Annotated in this window: 13 protein-coding genes; 3 read left to right on the top strand and 10 right to left on the bottom strand. The window is 60.5% G+C overall.

Annotation, left to right across the window (positions count from 1 at the left end; genetic code table 11):
• Positions 1-159: 159 nt before the first annotated feature.
• Both DWX63_RS08430 and DWX63_RS08435 read right to left on the bottom strand, forming a co-directional pair.
• Positions 160-1,212 (bottom strand): branched-chain amino acid aminotransferase, encoded by a 1,053-nt coding sequence (locus DWX63_RS08430; protein ID WP_117582948.1) that lies wholly within the window; start codon positions 1,210-1,212, stop codon positions 160-162.
• Between the two features lie 289 nt (positions 1,213-1,501).
• Complete coding sequence (locus DWX63_RS08435; RefSeq protein WP_089573512.1) at positions 1,502-2,149, bottom strand: DedA family protein; 648 nt, start codon at positions 2,147-2,149, stop codon at positions 1,502-1,504.
• A gap of 223 nt (positions 2,150-2,372) precedes the next feature.
• On the opposite strand from DWX63_RS08435, the gene cysE reads away from it, so the two are divergent.
• Positions 2,373-3,077, top strand: a complete 705-nt coding sequence (gene cysE, locus DWX63_RS08440; RefSeq protein ID WP_117843426.1) for a serine O-acetyltransferase — start codon at positions 2,373-2,375, stop codon at positions 3,075-3,077.
• Between the two features lie 111 nt (positions 3,078-3,188).
• Here the strand turns inward: cysE and DWX63_RS08445 are convergent, their stop codons facing one another.
• The 4 genes from DWX63_RS08445 to DWX63_RS08460 all read right to left on the bottom strand — a co-directional run bounded on the left by DWX63_RS08445 (position 3,189) and on the right by DWX63_RS08460 (position 7,899).
• The gene (locus DWX63_RS08445) at positions 3,189-5,201 is read right to left on the bottom strand and encodes an ABC transporter ATP-binding protein (RefSeq protein WP_117843427.1); all 2,013 of its coding nucleotides are present in this window, start codon (positions 5,199-5,201) and stop codon (positions 3,189-3,191) included.
• 1 nt (position 5,202) lies between these two features.
• Positions 5,203-6,927 (bottom strand): ABC transporter ATP-binding protein, encoded by a 1,725-nt coding sequence (locus tag DWX63_RS08450; protein WP_117843428.1) that lies wholly within the window; start codon positions 6,925-6,927, stop codon positions 5,203-5,205.
• The gene (locus DWX63_RS08455; RefSeq protein ID WP_117843429.1) at positions 6,927-7,427 is read right to left on the bottom strand and encodes a MarR family winged helix-turn-helix transcriptional regulator; all 501 of its coding nucleotides are present in this window, start codon (positions 7,425-7,427) and stop codon (positions 6,927-6,929) included. Before DWX63_RS08455 ends, DWX63_RS08450 begins: the two co-directional genes overlap by 1 nt.
• A gap of 181 nt (positions 7,428-7,608) precedes the next feature.
• Complete coding sequence (locus DWX63_RS08460) at positions 7,609-7,899, bottom strand: hypothetical protein (RefSeq protein ID WP_055251737.1); 291 nt, start codon at positions 7,897-7,899, stop codon at positions 7,609-7,611.
• A gap of 294 nt (positions 7,900-8,193) precedes the next feature.
• Between DWX63_RS08460 and DWX63_RS08465 the strand changes: the two genes are divergently transcribed.
• Positions 8,194-8,715 (top strand): nitroreductase, encoded by a 522-nt coding sequence (locus tag DWX63_RS08465; protein ID WP_117843430.1) that lies wholly within the window; start codon positions 8,194-8,196, stop codon positions 8,713-8,715.
• Between the two features lie 41 nt (positions 8,716-8,756).
• Here the strand turns inward: DWX63_RS08465 and DWX63_RS08470 are convergent, their stop codons facing one another.
• The 3 genes from DWX63_RS08470 to DWX63_RS08480 all read right to left on the bottom strand — a co-directional run bounded on the left by DWX63_RS08470 (position 8,757) and on the right by DWX63_RS08480 (position 11,935).
• Positions 8,757-9,332: a hypothetical protein gene (locus DWX63_RS08470; RefSeq protein ID WP_147336081.1), complete on the bottom strand. Its 576-nt coding sequence runs from the start codon at positions 9,330-9,332 to the stop codon at positions 8,757-8,759.
• An 84-nt stretch (positions 9,333-9,416) separates the two neighbouring features.
• A complete protein-coding gene (locus tag DWX63_RS08475) occupies positions 9,417-10,634 on the bottom strand; it encodes a helix-turn-helix domain-containing protein (RefSeq protein WP_117843432.1) in 1,218 nt (405 codons plus the stop codon).
• A gap of 266 nt (positions 10,635-10,900) precedes the next feature.
• Positions 10,901-11,935: a YeiH family protein gene (locus DWX63_RS08480; RefSeq protein WP_117843433.1), complete on the bottom strand. Its 1,035-nt coding sequence runs from the start codon at positions 11,933-11,935 to the stop codon at positions 10,901-10,903.
• 193 nt (positions 11,936-12,128) lie between these two features.
• Between DWX63_RS08480 and DWX63_RS08485 the strand changes: the two genes are divergently transcribed.
• Complete coding sequence (locus tag DWX63_RS08485; protein WP_233514515.1) at positions 12,129-12,830, top strand: GntR family transcriptional regulator; 702 nt, start codon at positions 12,129-12,131, stop codon at positions 12,828-12,830.
• 287 nt (positions 12,831-13,117) lie between these two features.
• Here the strand turns inward: DWX63_RS08485 and glmS are convergent, their stop codons facing one another.
• A complete protein-coding gene (gene glmS / locus DWX63_RS08490) occupies positions 13,118-14,965 on the bottom strand; it encodes a glutamine--fructose-6-phosphate transaminase (isomerizing) (RefSeq protein ID WP_117582939.1) in 1,848 nt (615 codons plus the stop codon).
• Positions 14,966-15,262 lie beyond the last annotated feature (297 nt).

A 15,262-nucleotide genomic window follows, 5' to 3' on the forward strand; every position in this document is an offset into this window, starting at 1 on the left:
TCGACCGAGGCGGACCGGCCTATCTCCCGGCGCATTCCACAGGACGAAAGAACCTCCGCCGCACGTAGTGCGCAGCGGAGGTTCTTTCATGTCCGAGGACGCGCCGGGAGATAGGCCGGTCCGCCTCGGTCAGGGCTTGATGGGAATTACGAAGCCAGGTTACGCCACGGTGTAAACCCAGTTGTGCTTATCTTCAACAGCACCAGACTGGATACCAGTCAGGGTCTCGCGAAGCTTCTTCATCACAGGGCCGATCTCGGTGTAGCCAGCCGGGAAGGTCACGGTCTCGTCGGCGCCGTAAACCTTGTTGTCGATCTCGCCGACCGGGGAGATAACGGCAGCGGTGCCGCACAGGCCGCACTCGACAAAGGTACCGGCCTTGACCTCGGCCCACTCGACAGGGCGTTGGTCGACGGTAATGCCCAGGTCCTGAGCAACCTGAACGAGCGAACGACGGGTGATAGAGGGCAGGATGGAGTCGGTGTGCGACTGCGGAACGACGAGGGTGCCGTCCTCCTTCACGAACAGCACGTTGGCGCCGCCGGTCTCCTCGACATAGGTGCGGGACTCGGAGTCGAGATACAGGTTCTCGGCATAACCCTCGCGATGGGCCTCCATCGTGGGTTTAAGGGACATGGCGTAGTTCAGGCCGGCCTTGATGTTACCGGTGCCGTGCGGTGCAGCGCGGTCATACTCGGAAACGCGCAGCTTGACGGGCTTGAGGCCACCCTTAAAGTACGGACCGACCGGGGTCACGAGAATGCGGAACGTGTACTCAGGAGCGGGAGCCACGCCGATTACGTCACCGGAGCCGATCATAAACGGACGCACATACAGGGTTGCGCCAGAGCCGAAGGGCGGAACCCATGCGGCATTGGCAGAGACGACCTGCTTGACGGCCTCGACAAACTTGTCCTTGGGGAACGGGGGCATCTCGAGGCGCTGCGCAGAGTTGTACATACGCTCAGCGTTCATGTCGGGACGGAAACAGACGATGCTGCCGTCCTCGGCGGTGTAGGCCTTCAGGCCCTCAAAGACCTCCTGGCAGTAATGGAAGATGCCACCGCACTCGGAGACGTGCAGGGTGTGGTCGGTGGTCAGGCCGCCCTCGTCCCACTCGCCATCCTTCCAATGGGCCTCGTAGCTGTAATCGGTCTTCATGTAGCCAAAGCCAAGGCTACCCCAATCGATATCCTTCTTCTCGACAGTCATATGTCGCTCCTTACATACACAGTTGCACACTCGCGAACCCGCATGCAAGGACCGAGGCTGACCGCGTCGCAACGTCGCACGCCCGGAGCGTAGAGCCGGACGGGACACGCGAACAGCATCAAAGCCAATGGCACGTCGATTCGCATGCACGAGATTGTACTCCCCGCACGCCTTGGATAAAACGCTTTTCTTTAACTAAGTAAAGTATTTTCATTTGCCTTCAACACAAAAGGCCCGCCATCGAATCCGATGACGGGCCTTGGAATTAACGTCCGAAAACAAGCTCGGACTACGCGTTCTTTTTACCGAGCTTTGCCTTAACCAAACCGACCACGGTCGGGATGATCGACACGGCGACGATGCCCACGATCAGCAACTCAAAGTGCTCCTGCACAAAGGGGATGCCGCCAAAGAAATAGCCCAGCAGCGTAAAGACCGTCGACCAGGTAATGCCGCCCAGCACGTTATAGATGACAAAGTTGCGCCAGTGCATGCCGCCCATACCGGCGATGAAGGGCACAAAGGTGCGGATAAACGGGAAGAAGCGACCCAGGAAGATGGCCAGGTGGCCCCACTTGTCAAGGAAGTCCTCGGACTTTTTAATGCGCTCGGGCGTCATGGCCTTGACCTTGCCCGAGGCGATGATCTTTCGGCCAAAGAAATGGCCGATCATAAAGTTGCACTGGTCGCCCAAGATGGCGGCCGTCCATGCGACGGCCAACAGGGCCACGATGTTAAAGCCGCCGTTGTGGGCAAAGAAGCCCGAGGCAAACAGTAGCGAATCGCCGGGAAGGAACGGGAAGAACACCACGCCCGTCTCGATAAAGATGATCAGGAACACGCAGCCGTAGGCCATAAGCGGGCCGGCGGCGATCCAACTGGCGATCGCGGTGCGCGGGTCTTTGAGCAACTCGGCGATAAAATTAATGAAACCCATGAAGTAAAACCTCTCAGTTGTGGGCGCGGATACGTCCAAGTCGACCAGTATACGGTTGCGGCGCCCCCTCGTGCGCAACCCCACAAAAGCATGACTCCATTACCAGCAAGTTTGCATAACTGACACCTGTTGCGCAATGCCGCCAAGATTGTCCTTCCTAATCCCTAGCGAATCGCTATACTTTATTGAATCGCATTGCCATGGCGCTAAGGGAGGGCGGCCGGTGAGCTTTATCAGTACCATTCGCGAGGACATCAAGACCGTCCAAGCGCAGGACCCCGCCGCGCAAAACGGTCTGGTCATTTTTCTTTCGTACCCCGGCCTGCACGCCAAGTGGAACCACGTGCCCGAGCACTGGCTGTGGGAGCACGGCCATCGCTCGCTCGCCCGGGTGCTCTCGCAAATCACCCGCCACATCACCGGCGTCGAGATTCATCCCGCTGCACAGATCGGCAAACATTTCTTTATCGACCACGCCATGGGCGTTGTCATCGGCGAGACCACCATTGTGGGCGACAACTGCGTGCTCTACCAAGGCGTCACGCTCGGCGGTACCGGCAACGAGACCGGCAAACGCCATCCCACCCTGGGCAACAATGTCACGGTGGGCACGGGCGCCAAGGTGCTTGGCAACATCCACATTGGCGACAACGTCAAGATCGGCGGCAACTCGGTCGTCGTCAAGGACGTGCCCGACAACTGCACCGTCGTGGGCGTGCCCGGGCGCATCATCAAGCGCAACGGCTGCCGCGTGTTCGAGGAGAGCTTCGACGCCAAGCGGCATCGCGAGTACATGCCCGACGATGCCGCCGAGCAGAGCGCCCTCAACCGCCAGGGCATCAACGAAAACGCCCGTCGCGTCAAGGAACTCGAGCGAGAGGTGGCCGAGCTCAAAGCCCTCGTCGCCAAGCTCGTGGACGAGCGCTAGGGCCGTGGGCAGCCGCCACAGCATGAACGCCAGCACAAAAGGCGCGCCAGGGAATCCGCCCCCGGCGCGCCTTCTTTTCGATGCGACATGCGGGACTGCCCCTTTGTCACCTTATGCGAACTGGCTTAGGTAGAGGTCGGCGTAAGCGCCCTCGGCAGCCAGCAGCTCCTTGTGCGTACCCTGCTCGATGATATTGCCGTGATCCATGACCAGGATGAGGTCGGCATCGACGATCGTCGACAGACGGTGCGCGATCACAAAGCTGGTGCGCCCGCGCATGAGCGCGTCCATGGCGCGGCCGATGGCGAGCTCGGTGCGCGTGTCTACACTCGACGTCGCCTCGTCCAGGATGAGGATCGCCGGGTTGTTGAGCAGCACGCGCGCGATGGTCAGCAGCTGGCGCTGGCCCTGGCTAATGCTCTCGGCATCGTTGGCCACCCGCGTGTCATAACCCTGCGGCATGGTGCGCACAAAGAAGTCGACCTGCGCGGCGCGCGCAGCCGCCACGATCTCGTCGCGCGTTGCCTCGGGGCAGCCGTAAGCGATGTTTTCGGCAATCGTGCCATCGAACAGCCAAGCGTCCTGCAACACCATGCCAAACTGCTGGCGCAGCTCGCCGCGGTCCATGCGGCTCGTATCCACGCCGTCGAGCGTAATGCGGCCGCCGTCAATCTCGTAGAAGCGCATGAGCAGGTTGATGAGCGTGGTCTTGCCCGCGCCCGTAGTTCCCACCACGGCGATCTTCTGGCCCGGCTCGGCGGCAAACGACACGTCGCGCATGAGCGGCTTGTCGGGCGCATAGCCAAAGCGCACGTGCTCAAAAGCGACACGGCCCTCCACCTTGCCCGGCAGCTTGGCAGCCTCGCCCGGCTGCGGATCGGCCTCCATCTCGGGCTCATCGAGCAGGTCGAACACGCGCTCTGCGCTCGCCAGCGCGCTCTGCAGCGAGTTAAAGGTAAACGACAACTGCGTCATGGGTTCGGACGCCTCGTAGATAAACTGGAAGAACGCCTGGAACACGCCGACGGTCATATGCCCGGCGACCAGCATGCTGCAGCCCACCAGCGCGATCACGATCTGCGCCAAACGGCCGATAAAGCGCACCGCGGGGCCCACGGCGTTAATCATAAAGTCGGCCTTGGTGCTCACGCGCGCCAGCTCCCTCGAGGCCTCATGCACTTCGGCAGAGCTCTGACGCTCGCGGTTAAACGCGCGAATCACAAGACGGCCCGAATAGCCTTCCTCGACCGCACTCGTAATCTTGGATACCCACTCCTGGCGCTCGCCCGTCACATCGTGCGTGCGGCGCGACACGACCTTCGTCACCAGCAGCGAAAGCGCCGTAAAGAACAAAAAGACGAGCGTGAGCGGCACGCTAAACACGAACATCACGCTCACGGCGCCCACCACGGTACCGATCGACACCAGCAACTGCAGCAGTCCGCGCTGCATGCTCTCGGACATCTTGTCCAAGTCGTTGGTCGCGCGGCTGACCACCTCACCGGGGCGATGTGCGTCAAAGTAGGCGAGCGGCAGGCGGCTGAGCTTTTGCGCGATGCGGTTGCGCAGACGCAGGTTGAGTCGCTCGGCCACACTCGACATCAAAAAGCTCTGCAACGCATAGAACGACCCGGCAGCCGTCCAGATCAAGAAGTAGACAAAGATGGTCTTGCCGCATTGGTCCCAGGTGATGCTGAAGGTGGTTCCGCTGGCAAACGCCACCTGTATATGGCCCCACAGCTCGTCGATAACATGGGCGCTATATGCCGGCGCGGCGGTGTTAAAGATGACGTAGAACACGATGCTCGCAAACACGATGTAGAAGCGCCAATGGTCGCCGGCGGCCTCGCCCCACAAGCGGCGCACCGTCGCCCAGGTATCGCGGGGTTTCTCGTCCTCATCCTCGTCGTCCACATCGCGCATGCGCTCTGCTTCCGCGCGGGCACGCTCGTCCTCGGCACGCTCGTTTTCCTCGTACAGCGCTTGGCGGCGAGCCTCACGCTCGGCCGCGGCCTTGGCAACGTCATCCAGCTCGGTCGACGCGGCAGCCTGCTCGACCGCTTCGACCGCGTCCACAACGACGGCATCGATAGCGTCGCTGCGCTTCTTGAGCTCCCCGGTCATGCTACTCACCTCCCTTCATTTGCGATTCCGCGATGGCGCGGTATACCTCACAGGTTTCCATAAGCTCGCCATGCGTGCCCAAGCCCACGACCTCGCCATCCTTGAGCACGACAATCTGGTCGGCGTGCAGAATCGTCGAGATGCGCTGCGCGATGATGAGCACCGCGGCGTCGCGCGTCTCGTCCTGCAGCGCATGGCGCAGGGCCGCATCGGTCTTAAAGTCCAGGGCCGAAAAACTATCGTCGAAGATATATAGATCGGCATGCTTCATGAGCGCGCGAGCAATGGCCAGGCGCTGGCGCTGACCACCCGAGAAGTTCGTACCGCCCTGGGCAACCGGGGTATCGAGCCCCTGCGGTTGATCGAGCACAAAGGTGCTCTGGGCAACCTGCAGCGCATGAAGCATGTCCGCCTCGGTCGCGTCCTCGTTGCCAAAGCGCAGATTGCTTGCCACGGTGCCCGAGAACAGCCACGCCTTCTGCGGCACATAGGCAATGCGCCCGCGAATCTCGTCTTGCGAAAGGTCGCGCAGGTCAACACCGTCCAGGCGAATGGCGCCCTTCGTGGCATCGTGAAAACGCAGCAAGAGCTTTGCCACCGTCGACTTACCCGAACCGGTCGAGCCCACGATCGCGGTCGTCTGCCCGCGACGACAGGCAAAGCTCAGGTCGCACAGCGTGTCCTCGTCGGCGTCGTCAAAGCGAAACGACATATGATCGAACACGGCAACCGCATCAGCCCCGTCCTTTGAGTCGGACGCGGCCGCATCAAGCGTACGCTGGCCATCGACGATGCTCGGCTCAATCTCCAGCACTTGCTGTGCACGGCTTAGACATGCCGCGGCGCGCGGCAGCGTCAGCACTACCATCTGCGCCATCATCACAAAGAACAGGATCAGGAGCGCATATTCCAGCACCGCGGAGATGCTCGCAATCTGCATTGCATGGGCGCCAACGCGGTTGCCGCCCACCCACAGCACCGCCACCTCGGCAATGTTCATCAAAAAGAAGGTAGAGCTATCAAGGCCCACAAACAGGTGGTTGACCTTGATGGCGTTGGCCGCGTAATCGCTAAACACCTCGTCCAGGCGCTGCTCCTCGTGAAGCTCTTTATTAAAAGCGCGGATGACGCGAACGCCCACGATGTTCTCGCGCAGCACCACGTTCATGCGGTCGATAAAGCTCTGCAGGCGCATAAAAATTGGCGCGGCGTTAGCCACGGTAAAGACTGCCGCCACCAGCACGATCGCAACCACCACGCCCAGCAGCGTACCCATGGCGGGATCGATGAGCCACGCAAAAATGATGCCCGCGACGGCCAGGAACGGCACCGGCAGCACCAGCTGAATGGTCTGCAGAATCGCCTGCTGAATCACGTTGATGTCGTTGAGCGAGCGCGTGATCATCGAACCCGTGCCAAAGCGCTCAAAGTCACTGGCAGACAGCTCGAGCGACTTGTCGTACACGGCATTGCGGATATCGCAGGCCACGTTGGCGGCCAAGCGCGCCGAAAGATAGCAACCCAGCACCGCGCCGCCGCTGGCCATGCCGGTCGCGATAAGCATGTAGAGGCCATTGCGCAAAATGTAGTCGACATCACCCGTGGTGATACCGGTGTTGACCATGTTCGCCAGCATCGTGGGAACCAACAGCGTGCCGACGTTATCAACCAGCAGCACCAGCAGCGTCACTGCGATAAGCCCTCGATAGGGCTTCAGAAACCTCATTAACAGTCGCACGACTCCCCCTCACCTTGATTCTCGGCTTGGCTCTCGGCAACGATATGCTGCTTAAATGCCTCGCACTCCTCACCGAGCACCTGAGAGAATTTTCCGATCAAGCGCATAATCTCGCGCTGCTCACACGGCTCAAGCGCGCCAAAGGCTCGCTGCTCGGCCTTGAGTGCCGGCAGCGCATAACGCTCGGCAAACCGCATGCCCGCTTCGGTCAAACGCACAACCTTGTTCTTACGGCTGCCTTCGGCAAACTCCAACGTTGCAAAGTCCCGCGCCGTCAAGGTTTTAATGGCCGAGTTGATGGTCTGCTTGCTGTAGAACCATTCGCTCGTCAGGCGGCTTACGGCAATACTGCCGCCCGCCGTGCTGGTATCGACGAGCATCCAGTAAGCGCAGTCCGAAAGACCGCAGGCGCGCGAGAACTCCGAATAGATATGGTCGAGTCCATTGAGCAACCGGTCGAAGTCGACCAGCGTAACCGCACTATTCATCTATCCCACCATTCGATTGTCCGATTTTTGACCAATTTTGTATCTCTAGATTAGTCCGAGTTTTGACTATCGTCAACAGGCTCTCCGCAAATGCTTGCACTTTTATGGCCTATCGGCAGAAAAAGACCGCCGGCGCGGGGGCAGCGCCAGCGGTCACGTGAAAAGCGGGTTTTATTGCCCGTTAAGCGGCGACGGCCTCATAGACCGTAGCGCCCGAGAAGCTGTCATGCAGGCTCTTGCCGGCAATCCACGGCAGCTCGACGACCTCGCAGACCGTGTTGACCAGCTCGGAGCAGTCAGTAAAGTGGCCCTTGTCGTTGAGGGCCTCGCAATCCTGAACACGCCAATAGCCATCGGTGTGCGTGATGTAGTACTCGTGATCGTCAATCGTCACAAAAGCGCGCGTCTTGGAACGCAGCAGCTTCAGAAATCCTTCGAAGTCGGTCTCGACGACATCTCCAGCCTGGAACATGATGTTACCTCCTGGCCCGGCGCCACCACGGCGCATTGATAAACGTTGGTACTCCTTTAGTAAAACCTTTATCAGAGGTTATGCGTTCGTCATTTAGGCAAGTGGTAAAAAACCGCAGGGTAGACGGGATAAAACGTTTAACCATCCCATTTGTTTGTCACATTCTGAAGGTACTTTTATGCAAACCTACTTTCCCAATTGGAATCTATCCTTTTGGCCGGGCAATTGACCGTCTATCGTTTGAGCCCGACGGGTATGAACGGGGCATCTGCAACGCCACCGCAAGGAGACACCATGGAGACTATCGAAGCACTCATCCATCGCCGCAGCTGCCGCAAATACAGCGATCGTCCCGTCGAGGCCGAAAAGCTTGCACGTATTATCGAAGCCGGCCAATATGCACCGAGCGGCATGGGCCGCCAACCGGTGACGTTTGTCGCCGTCACCGACCCCGCGACCGTCGAGCGTCTCTCACAGCTCAACGCCCAGGTCATGGGCAGCAACAGCGACCCCTTCTATGGCGCCAAGACCGTTGTGGTGGTGCTGGTTGACCGCAGCGTGCCCACGTATCTGGAAGACGGCTCGCTCGCCATGGGCAACTTGCTCAACGCCGCCTATGCACTGGGTGTCGATTCGTGCTGGATTCACCGCGCGCATGAGGTCTTTGACTCGCCCGAGGGCCTGGAGCTGCTGGCCAGCTGGGGCCTGCCCGCCGACGGCAGCCTGCGCGGTGTCGGTCACTGCATTCTGGGCTATGCCGAAGACACGCTACCCGAGCCCAAACCCCGCCGCGACAACGTGGTGTATGTAAAGTAATTAGTCCCGCCGTTCTAACGAACGGCGGACCCGCTCGCAACTTATCTTGCCGGTGGAGTTGTCGTCGTTTCGTTCGTGTGGGTCGTTTCGGCGCCGTCGCCCTGTTCGCCGTCGTCCTTTTGAGCGTCGGCGATGGTGGAGGCTGCCGCAACGATACCGCGCTGGGGCGCGACGCTCGTCTGGGTCTGAGCGCCCTCGACTATTTCTGTGCCTGCATGCGCGAGCTCGGGCGATTTAAACATCGCGTCCAAGTTGGCACCGTCGCCGGCGTAGCCAAGCGCAGCGAGTGCGATGACGATCACTGCAACGACGACCGCGATCGGAACATAACGATGCCAACCAGCCGGATTGAGTCCGCTGCGACGAGCCGCCCCGCGGCTGATGTAGCCGAGCGTGCCGTCGTGCTTGAGCTTTGAGCCCACCACGCGTTTGCGGTCCCACAGCGAGGACTCTGCCTGCATTGCCAAGCGGGCACCTGTCGAAGGATAGCCGTATTTAGTGCGCTTGAACGAGCCGTCAAACCCCGAGGCGTGTTTGCCCCACGTCACCGATGTTGTGCGTCGGTTAACCGGCGCGGCGCTCCGCCTTCTGCGGCTCGGTTTTGTAGTCTCAGCCATATGCCCTCGCACGCCGTAACCAAATCGAAACAATAACGCTTTGGACTGTAGCACACGCGTCGCGCGCGGTCACGGGCGCCTCGCTCAACGGTCACCGTCCTTCAGCAAGCGCCACAGCGTTGTTCGGCTTATGCCCAGTACCTCCGCCGCACGGGTCCGGTTGCCGTGTAGATGATCTACAACCAGATGCGCGATATCTCGCTCGGTATCGGCCAGCGGTCGCAGGATATACAGGTCACTTTCGAGTGTCGGGGCGCCAAAGGTTGCGGTCTTAATCACGTCCTCTTGGGCTAGCACTTCCTCCGCCACAGCGCGATCCACCGTGCCCGTCCCCACCAATATATACAGTCGTTCCGAGACCTCGCGGAGCTGCAGATAGTTGCGCGGCCAGCGGTAAGCATCGAGCGCCTTCGTCGCCGCGGCAGACAGCGTGGGCGCTGCCGTCCCAAATGCACCAGCGAGATATTCCAAATAGCGCGCAACCTTCGTCGACGCGGCTCCCTGCTCGACGATTGCCGGCGCCACGCTCACCGCACAGGCGAAGCGCTCGGTCACAAAGGCGGCTTGATCACTTTCGCTGCCGCCCGGCATGTCATTCGCCGTCAGCACCACATGGCAGCGCGTCGCCAACGCGGTGTCGGCCATCGTGGAAACGAGCTCGCGAAGGCGCTGGGGGCCAACCGCATTCCAGCCCGCAATGCAAAGTGTCAGCCCCGTTTGGAACAACGGCGATTCGGCGCTTTTGAGCACGTGGCGCCAACCGCGATCGGTAAGCTCATCGAGCGCAACGGCAACAAAGGGTTGATCGGCAAAAGGACCGTCCAGATAGAGGCGCTTGGCTATCTCGACCTGACCCGCTCCCAGCTCGCCCTCGAGCATAAGGGGCACACCGCGCGCGTAGCTCTCGGCGACCGGCGCAGCTACCGAGGCCGCCCCCTCAACGATGCCGTACGCGCTCGATTCGTAGCGGGCCTCAACTTCGTCGGCGTTGAGCCACTCGATGCCCGCATGTGCCGCGGCGCCGCGTACCTCGCGGACCACAACGACCCAAAGCCTCCCGCCCTCTTTGTCGGTGGGGCGAACGGTCAGGCTCAGGCGCGCACCCGCACGTCCCATAACCAGACGCGCGCCGTCTCCTATACGGTCGAGGCGCTCAGCGACAAAAGCCGCCACATCCCACTCAAGCGCCGCGTCATTCATGGTCGAAATCGCGACGTCCCCCCGCGCATCGATTGCCAATGCCGAGGCCCCGGCAGCAGCCAGGGCCTCGGTCAAGATGTTCAGCTTGGCAACGCTATCCATGATTTGCCCCTGTCCGCGGCGACATGCAACCGCCGACGGTCGCACGACCGAGTGTTTCAAAATTGAACGATATTGCTCACCAAACACTATAGGGCAGAGAGCGCCGTCCTGCGAGTATAGGTGTTGCCCCGCATCGCCATCCTGGCGGGGCGATAAGAGCTCTTCGGGACTTATAAACCTGCGGACAAGCCATACCCGCAAGAGCTCCTATCGCTCCACCGCAGGCATGCGCTCACCAGCAGCCAACACGCAAACTGGCTACTTCTCTACCAGATTCCCAGCACGTGCTGCATTCCCAAGCTCATGCACGCAATGCCAATCCAACAGCAAAAGCCCAGCGCGATGGGCTTGCCGCCCTTTTTGACCAGCTCGACGATATCGGTATTAAAGCCAATAGCCGCCATGGCCATCACGATAAAGAACTTCGAAAGCTCCTTGATGGGCGCCGTAATGGACGCGGGAAGCTGAAGCACCGTGGTGATTACGCTCGCCAGCACAAAGAACAGCACAAACATGGGAAACGCGCGTTTAAGCGAGAACGTGCTTTTGGCGTCGCCGCCGGCCTTGCGCGCCAGATGCATCTGCCAGCATGCGAGAACCAACGTAATGGGAATAATGGCCAGCGTCCTGGTGAGCTTGACCACCGTGGCGCTCTCGAGCACATTGGCGCCGGGATGCATGCTGTCCCAGGCGCTCGCCGCAGCCGTTACGGACGAAGTGTCGTTGATGGCGGTGCCGGCAAACAGGCCAAAGCCCTCGTTGGTCAGCCCGAGCATGCCGCCGAGCGTCGGAAACACGAGCGCCGCGATAACGTTAAACAGGAAGATGACCGAAATAGCCTGGGCAATCTCGCGATCGTCGGCATCGATGACGGGTGCGGTCGCGGCGATGGCAGAACCGCCGCAAATCGACGAACCCACACCCACAAGCGTCGCGATCTTGCTCGGCACGTTCATGACGTGGCAGAGCACGAAGGCGACAACAAGCGAGGTCGAGATCGTCGCCACGATAATCGGCAGCGACTGGGCGCCCTTGGACAGAATCTGCGAGAGGTTCATGCCAAAGCCAAGCAGGATAACCGCGTATTGCAAGACCTTTTTAGACGTATAGGTAACGCCGGCGGCGAGCTGTTCGCGACGATTCTTGGGAAAGACGAGCGCCAGAACCATGCCAAAGAGGATGGCAAATACCGGCCCGCCGACCACCTCAATTTGTTTGCCGAGCAACGTCGCGGGGATAGCGATGGTCAGGCAGAACAAGACACCCTTCCAGCGCTCGCGTACGATATTCGCCAGTTGCATATGGGATTCCTTCTTTCTCTTTCACGTTTGCGACGGCTTATGATACGGCAACATTGAGCGCAGCCTTGCGCAAACAAAGACTAAGATGCCGCAATCGTTCTTGGGCAACAGCCGAATTACCCACCGCGGAAAGCTGATTCGCGGCATAATTAACAACTGACATATGAGTTTGATAGAACAGTTGCGAGGCGCTATGGAAGAATCGATGCACGTCGGCGAGCAGGAAACGAGCCTACAGGACCAGTCCTACCACACCATTCGACGCAAGATCGTCTATCTGGACTACAAGCCGGGCGAAAAGCTGGGCGTCAAGCAACTTTGCGACGACCTGGACATGGGTCGCACGCCCGTGCGCGAGGCTTTGGTTCGCTTGGCGCAGGAAGGCCTGGTGCGCACCGTGCCCCAGAGCGGCACCTACGTCTCACCCATCAACCTCACCCTTGCCGAGAGTGCCTGCTACATTCGCGAGCACCTGGAAAAGCAGGTAATTGTGGAGTGCTGTGCGCGCGCCACGTCGGCCGGCATCGAGCAGCTCGACCGCGCCATCGCGCTGCAGGAAAAGGCCACGGCCGAAGAGGATCGCATCGGCTTCTTTTTGAGCGACAACCTCATGCATCACATGATTTTTAGCATCGCATGCCGCAGCACTGTGTGGTCGTGGCTCGAGGAGACCAATGCCGACCTGGAGCGCTTCCGCTGGCTGCGCGCCGCCACGCAGGTTCTCGACAATCAGGACATCGTGAACGAGCACAAGCAGATTCGCCGCGCTATCGCCGGTCGCGACCCCATCGAAGCGAGCTTTTTGGTCAGCAAGCACCTGCACATGATGTTCCGCAACCAAACCGAGGTTCTGGACCAGTTCCCCGAGTACTTCGAGACCAGCAAGCTCCGCTAACCTGCCAAAAAGGGACAGGTTTATTTTGGCAGGTTTTATCTGGGCAAACGCAACAAGGCCCGACTCCGCCACAGCGGAGCCGGGCCCTTCTTGTTAGCGCGTTTCGACAACGGAGCACCTGATGTCAGTCACCAACAGCGAGCGAGCCGCATTTGCGCCAAGGTGACGTGAAATGAGAGGGCGCTGACCTTCTGGTCGCGCCCTCGAAATTGAACGTCAGATTGGCGTGAATGCGGCTCGCGCAGCGTCGAGCAGTTCCGGCGTTTGGTAAAACGCCGGAACAACAATTACTCGACGGTCACGCTCTTAGCGAGGTTTCGAGGTTGGTCAACGTCGCAACCGCGCAGGATGGCCACCTCGCGGGCGAGCAGCTGCAGCGGGACGCTCGCCGTGATGGGGCTGAACACATCACGGACGGCCGGCACGCGAATGATGCAGTCGGCGATCTTGTTGATCTCCTCGTCGCCCTCGGTGGCAACGACGATGACCTTGGCGCCGCGCGCCTTGCACTCCATAAGGTTCGACACGGTCTTGTCGTAGGTGGCACTCTTGGTAGCCACAGCGATGACAGGGAAGCCCGGGTCGATCAGGGCAATGGGGCCGTGCTTCATCTCACCGGCGGCGTAGGCCTCGGCGTGCAGGTAGCTGACCTCCTTGAGCTTGAGCGCGCCCTCGTAGGAAATAGCGGCACCCATGCCACGGCCCACGAACAGCGCCGACTGCGCGTCCTTGCACAGCAGGGCGGCCTCATGAACGGCCTCGGTTTGGGTATCCAAAATCCACTGGATCTGCTCGGCCGTATCGGAAAGCTCGCGGAACAGCATGCGCGCCTGCTTGGTGGTCAAGCGGTACTTGACCTGCGCCAGCAGCAGGGCCAAAAGCGTAAGGCTCACGACCTGGCCGATGAAGCTCTTGGTCGAGGCAACCGCGATCTCCTTGTTGGCCTTGGTGTAGATGACGCCGTCGCTCTCACGCGCCACGGGGCTGCCCACCACGTTGGTGATGCCGAAGACCTTGGCACCCTTGATGCGCGCGTCGCGAATGGCGGCAAGGGTATCGGCCGTCTCGCCCGACTGGGACACGGCAACGACGAGCGTCGTCGGCGTAATGATGGGATTGCGGTAACGGAACTCGCTGGCCGCCTCAACCTCGGTGGGGATGCGAGCCCAACCCTCGATAAGGTTCTTGGCGATGAGTCCGGCGTGGTAGCTGGTGCCGCAGGCGATCACGTAGACGCGGTCGATGTCGTTGAGCTCCTCGAGCGAAAGGCCCAGCTCGTCGATGTCGAGCTCGCCGGCCGGCGTCATACGACCGACCAGCGTGTCGCGCACAACGCGAGGCTGCTCGTGGATCTCCTTGAGCATAAAGTCGGGGTAGCCACCCTTTTCGGCCATGTCCAGGTCCCAGTCGATGTGGGTGACCTTGGGCTCGATAACGTTGCCGGCCTCGTCGGTGTACTCGACGCCCGCGGGCGTGAGCTTGGCAAACTGACCGTCTTCGAGCACCACGACATCGCGGGTGGCGTCGATGAGCGCGATGACATCGGAAGCAACATAGGAGCCGGTTTCGCCCACGCCGACTACGATCGGGGAATCCTTGCGGGCCACGGCGATCACGCCGGGCTCGTCAGCGCACACGGCGGCCAGACCATAGGCACCGACCACGTGGGTGCAAGCCTCGCGCACGGAGGCCATCAGGTCGTGCGTCTCGGCATAAGCCTCTTCGATCAGATGCGCGAAGACCTCGGTATCGGTCTCGCTCTTAAAGTGGTGGCCGCGGCCCTCCAGCTCTTCGCGCAGCTCGGCGAAGTTCTCGATGATACCGTTGTGGACGATGGCGATACGACCGTCGCAGCTGGTGTGGGGATGGGCGTTAACGACGGAGGGCTTGCCGTGGGTGGCCCAACGGGTGTGGCCGATACCGCAGGTAGCGTCGCTGTCGATGTTGGAAAGCTCGCTCTCCAGGCCCGCGACCTTGCCCACGCGGCGGATGACGTCGAGGTGCGCCGCGGCGCCCTCACCCACCTCGAGCGCGACGCCCGAGGAGTCATAGCCGCGATACTCCATACGCTTGAGGCCCGTGACCAGGATGTTCTTTGCAATATCAGAGCCGGTGTAGCCGACAATTCCGCACATAGGATAAATCCCTTCGTTCGCGTGACTGCAAGACGTCCACGCACAGGGGGCGCTGAGACGTATAACGTTCGAGTATTGTACTCACGCAAACGCAAGCTGATATACCAGAAGTGGTATCTCAACTTAGATACCACCCGATGCACACATGCCCAGCCGGTCCAAACCGCCACAATGGGGACAGGAACCTTTGTGGTGGTTTGGGCTCCAGCGTTTGCCCAGATAAAACCTACCAAAATAAACCTGTCCCTAATTGGCAGGTTTTGACACCCCAGGGGCGGGCGATGCTACAATCTGGCT

The organism is Collinsella sp. AF20-14LB, assembly GCF_003459505.1.
In the GTDB taxonomy this organism is placed as follows: Bacteria; Actinomycetota; Coriobacteriia; order Coriobacteriales; family Coriobacteriaceae; genus Collinsella.

Excerpts from the sequence above, each read along its gene's own strand:
- DWX63_RS08430 (WP_117582948.1), bottom strand. The coding sequence starts at position 1,212 with ATGACTGTCGAGAAGAAGGATATCGATTGGGGTAGCCTTGGCTTTGGC.
- DWX63_RS08435 (WP_089573512.1), bottom strand. The coding sequence starts at position 2,149 with ATGGGTTTCATTAATTTTATCGCCGAGTTGCTCAAAGACCCGCGCACC.
- DWX63_RS08445 (WP_117843427.1), bottom strand. The coding sequence starts at position 5,201 with ATGACCGGGGAGCTCAAGAAGCGCAGCGACGCTATCGATGCCGTCGTT.
- DWX63_RS08450 (WP_117843428.1), bottom strand. The coding sequence starts at position 6,927 with ATGAGGTTTCTGAAGCCCTATCGAGGGCTTATCGCAGTGACGCTGCTG.
- DWX63_RS08455 (WP_117843429.1), bottom strand. The coding sequence starts at position 7,427 with ATGAATAGTGCGGTTACGCTGGTCGACTTCGACCGGTTGCTCAATGGA.
- DWX63_RS08460 (WP_055251737.1), bottom strand. The coding sequence starts at position 7,899 with ATGTTCCAGGCTGGAGATGTCGTCGAGACCGACTTCGAAGGATTTCTG.
- DWX63_RS08465 (WP_117843430.1), top strand. The coding sequence starts at position 8,194 with ATGGAGACTATCGAAGCACTCATCCATCGCCGCAGCTGCCGCAAATAC.
- DWX63_RS08470 (WP_147336081.1), bottom strand. The coding sequence starts at position 9,332 with ATGGCTGAGACTACAAAACCGAGCCGCAGAAGGCGGAGCGCCGCGCCG.
- DWX63_RS08475 (WP_117843432.1), bottom strand. The coding sequence starts at position 10,634 with ATGGATAGCGTTGCCAAGCTGAACATCTTGACCGAGGCCCTGGCTGCT.
- DWX63_RS08480 (WP_117843433.1), bottom strand. The coding sequence starts at position 11,935 with ATGCAACTGGCGAATATCGTACGCGAGCGCTGGAAGGGTGTCTTGTTC.
- DWX63_RS08485 (WP_233514515.1), top strand. The coding sequence starts at position 12,129 with ATGGAAGAATCGATGCACGTCGGCGAGCAGGAAACGAGCCTACAGGAC.
- glmS (WP_117582939.1), bottom strand. The coding sequence starts at position 14,965 with ATGTGCGGAATTGTCGGCTACACCGGCTCTGATATTGCAAAGAACATC.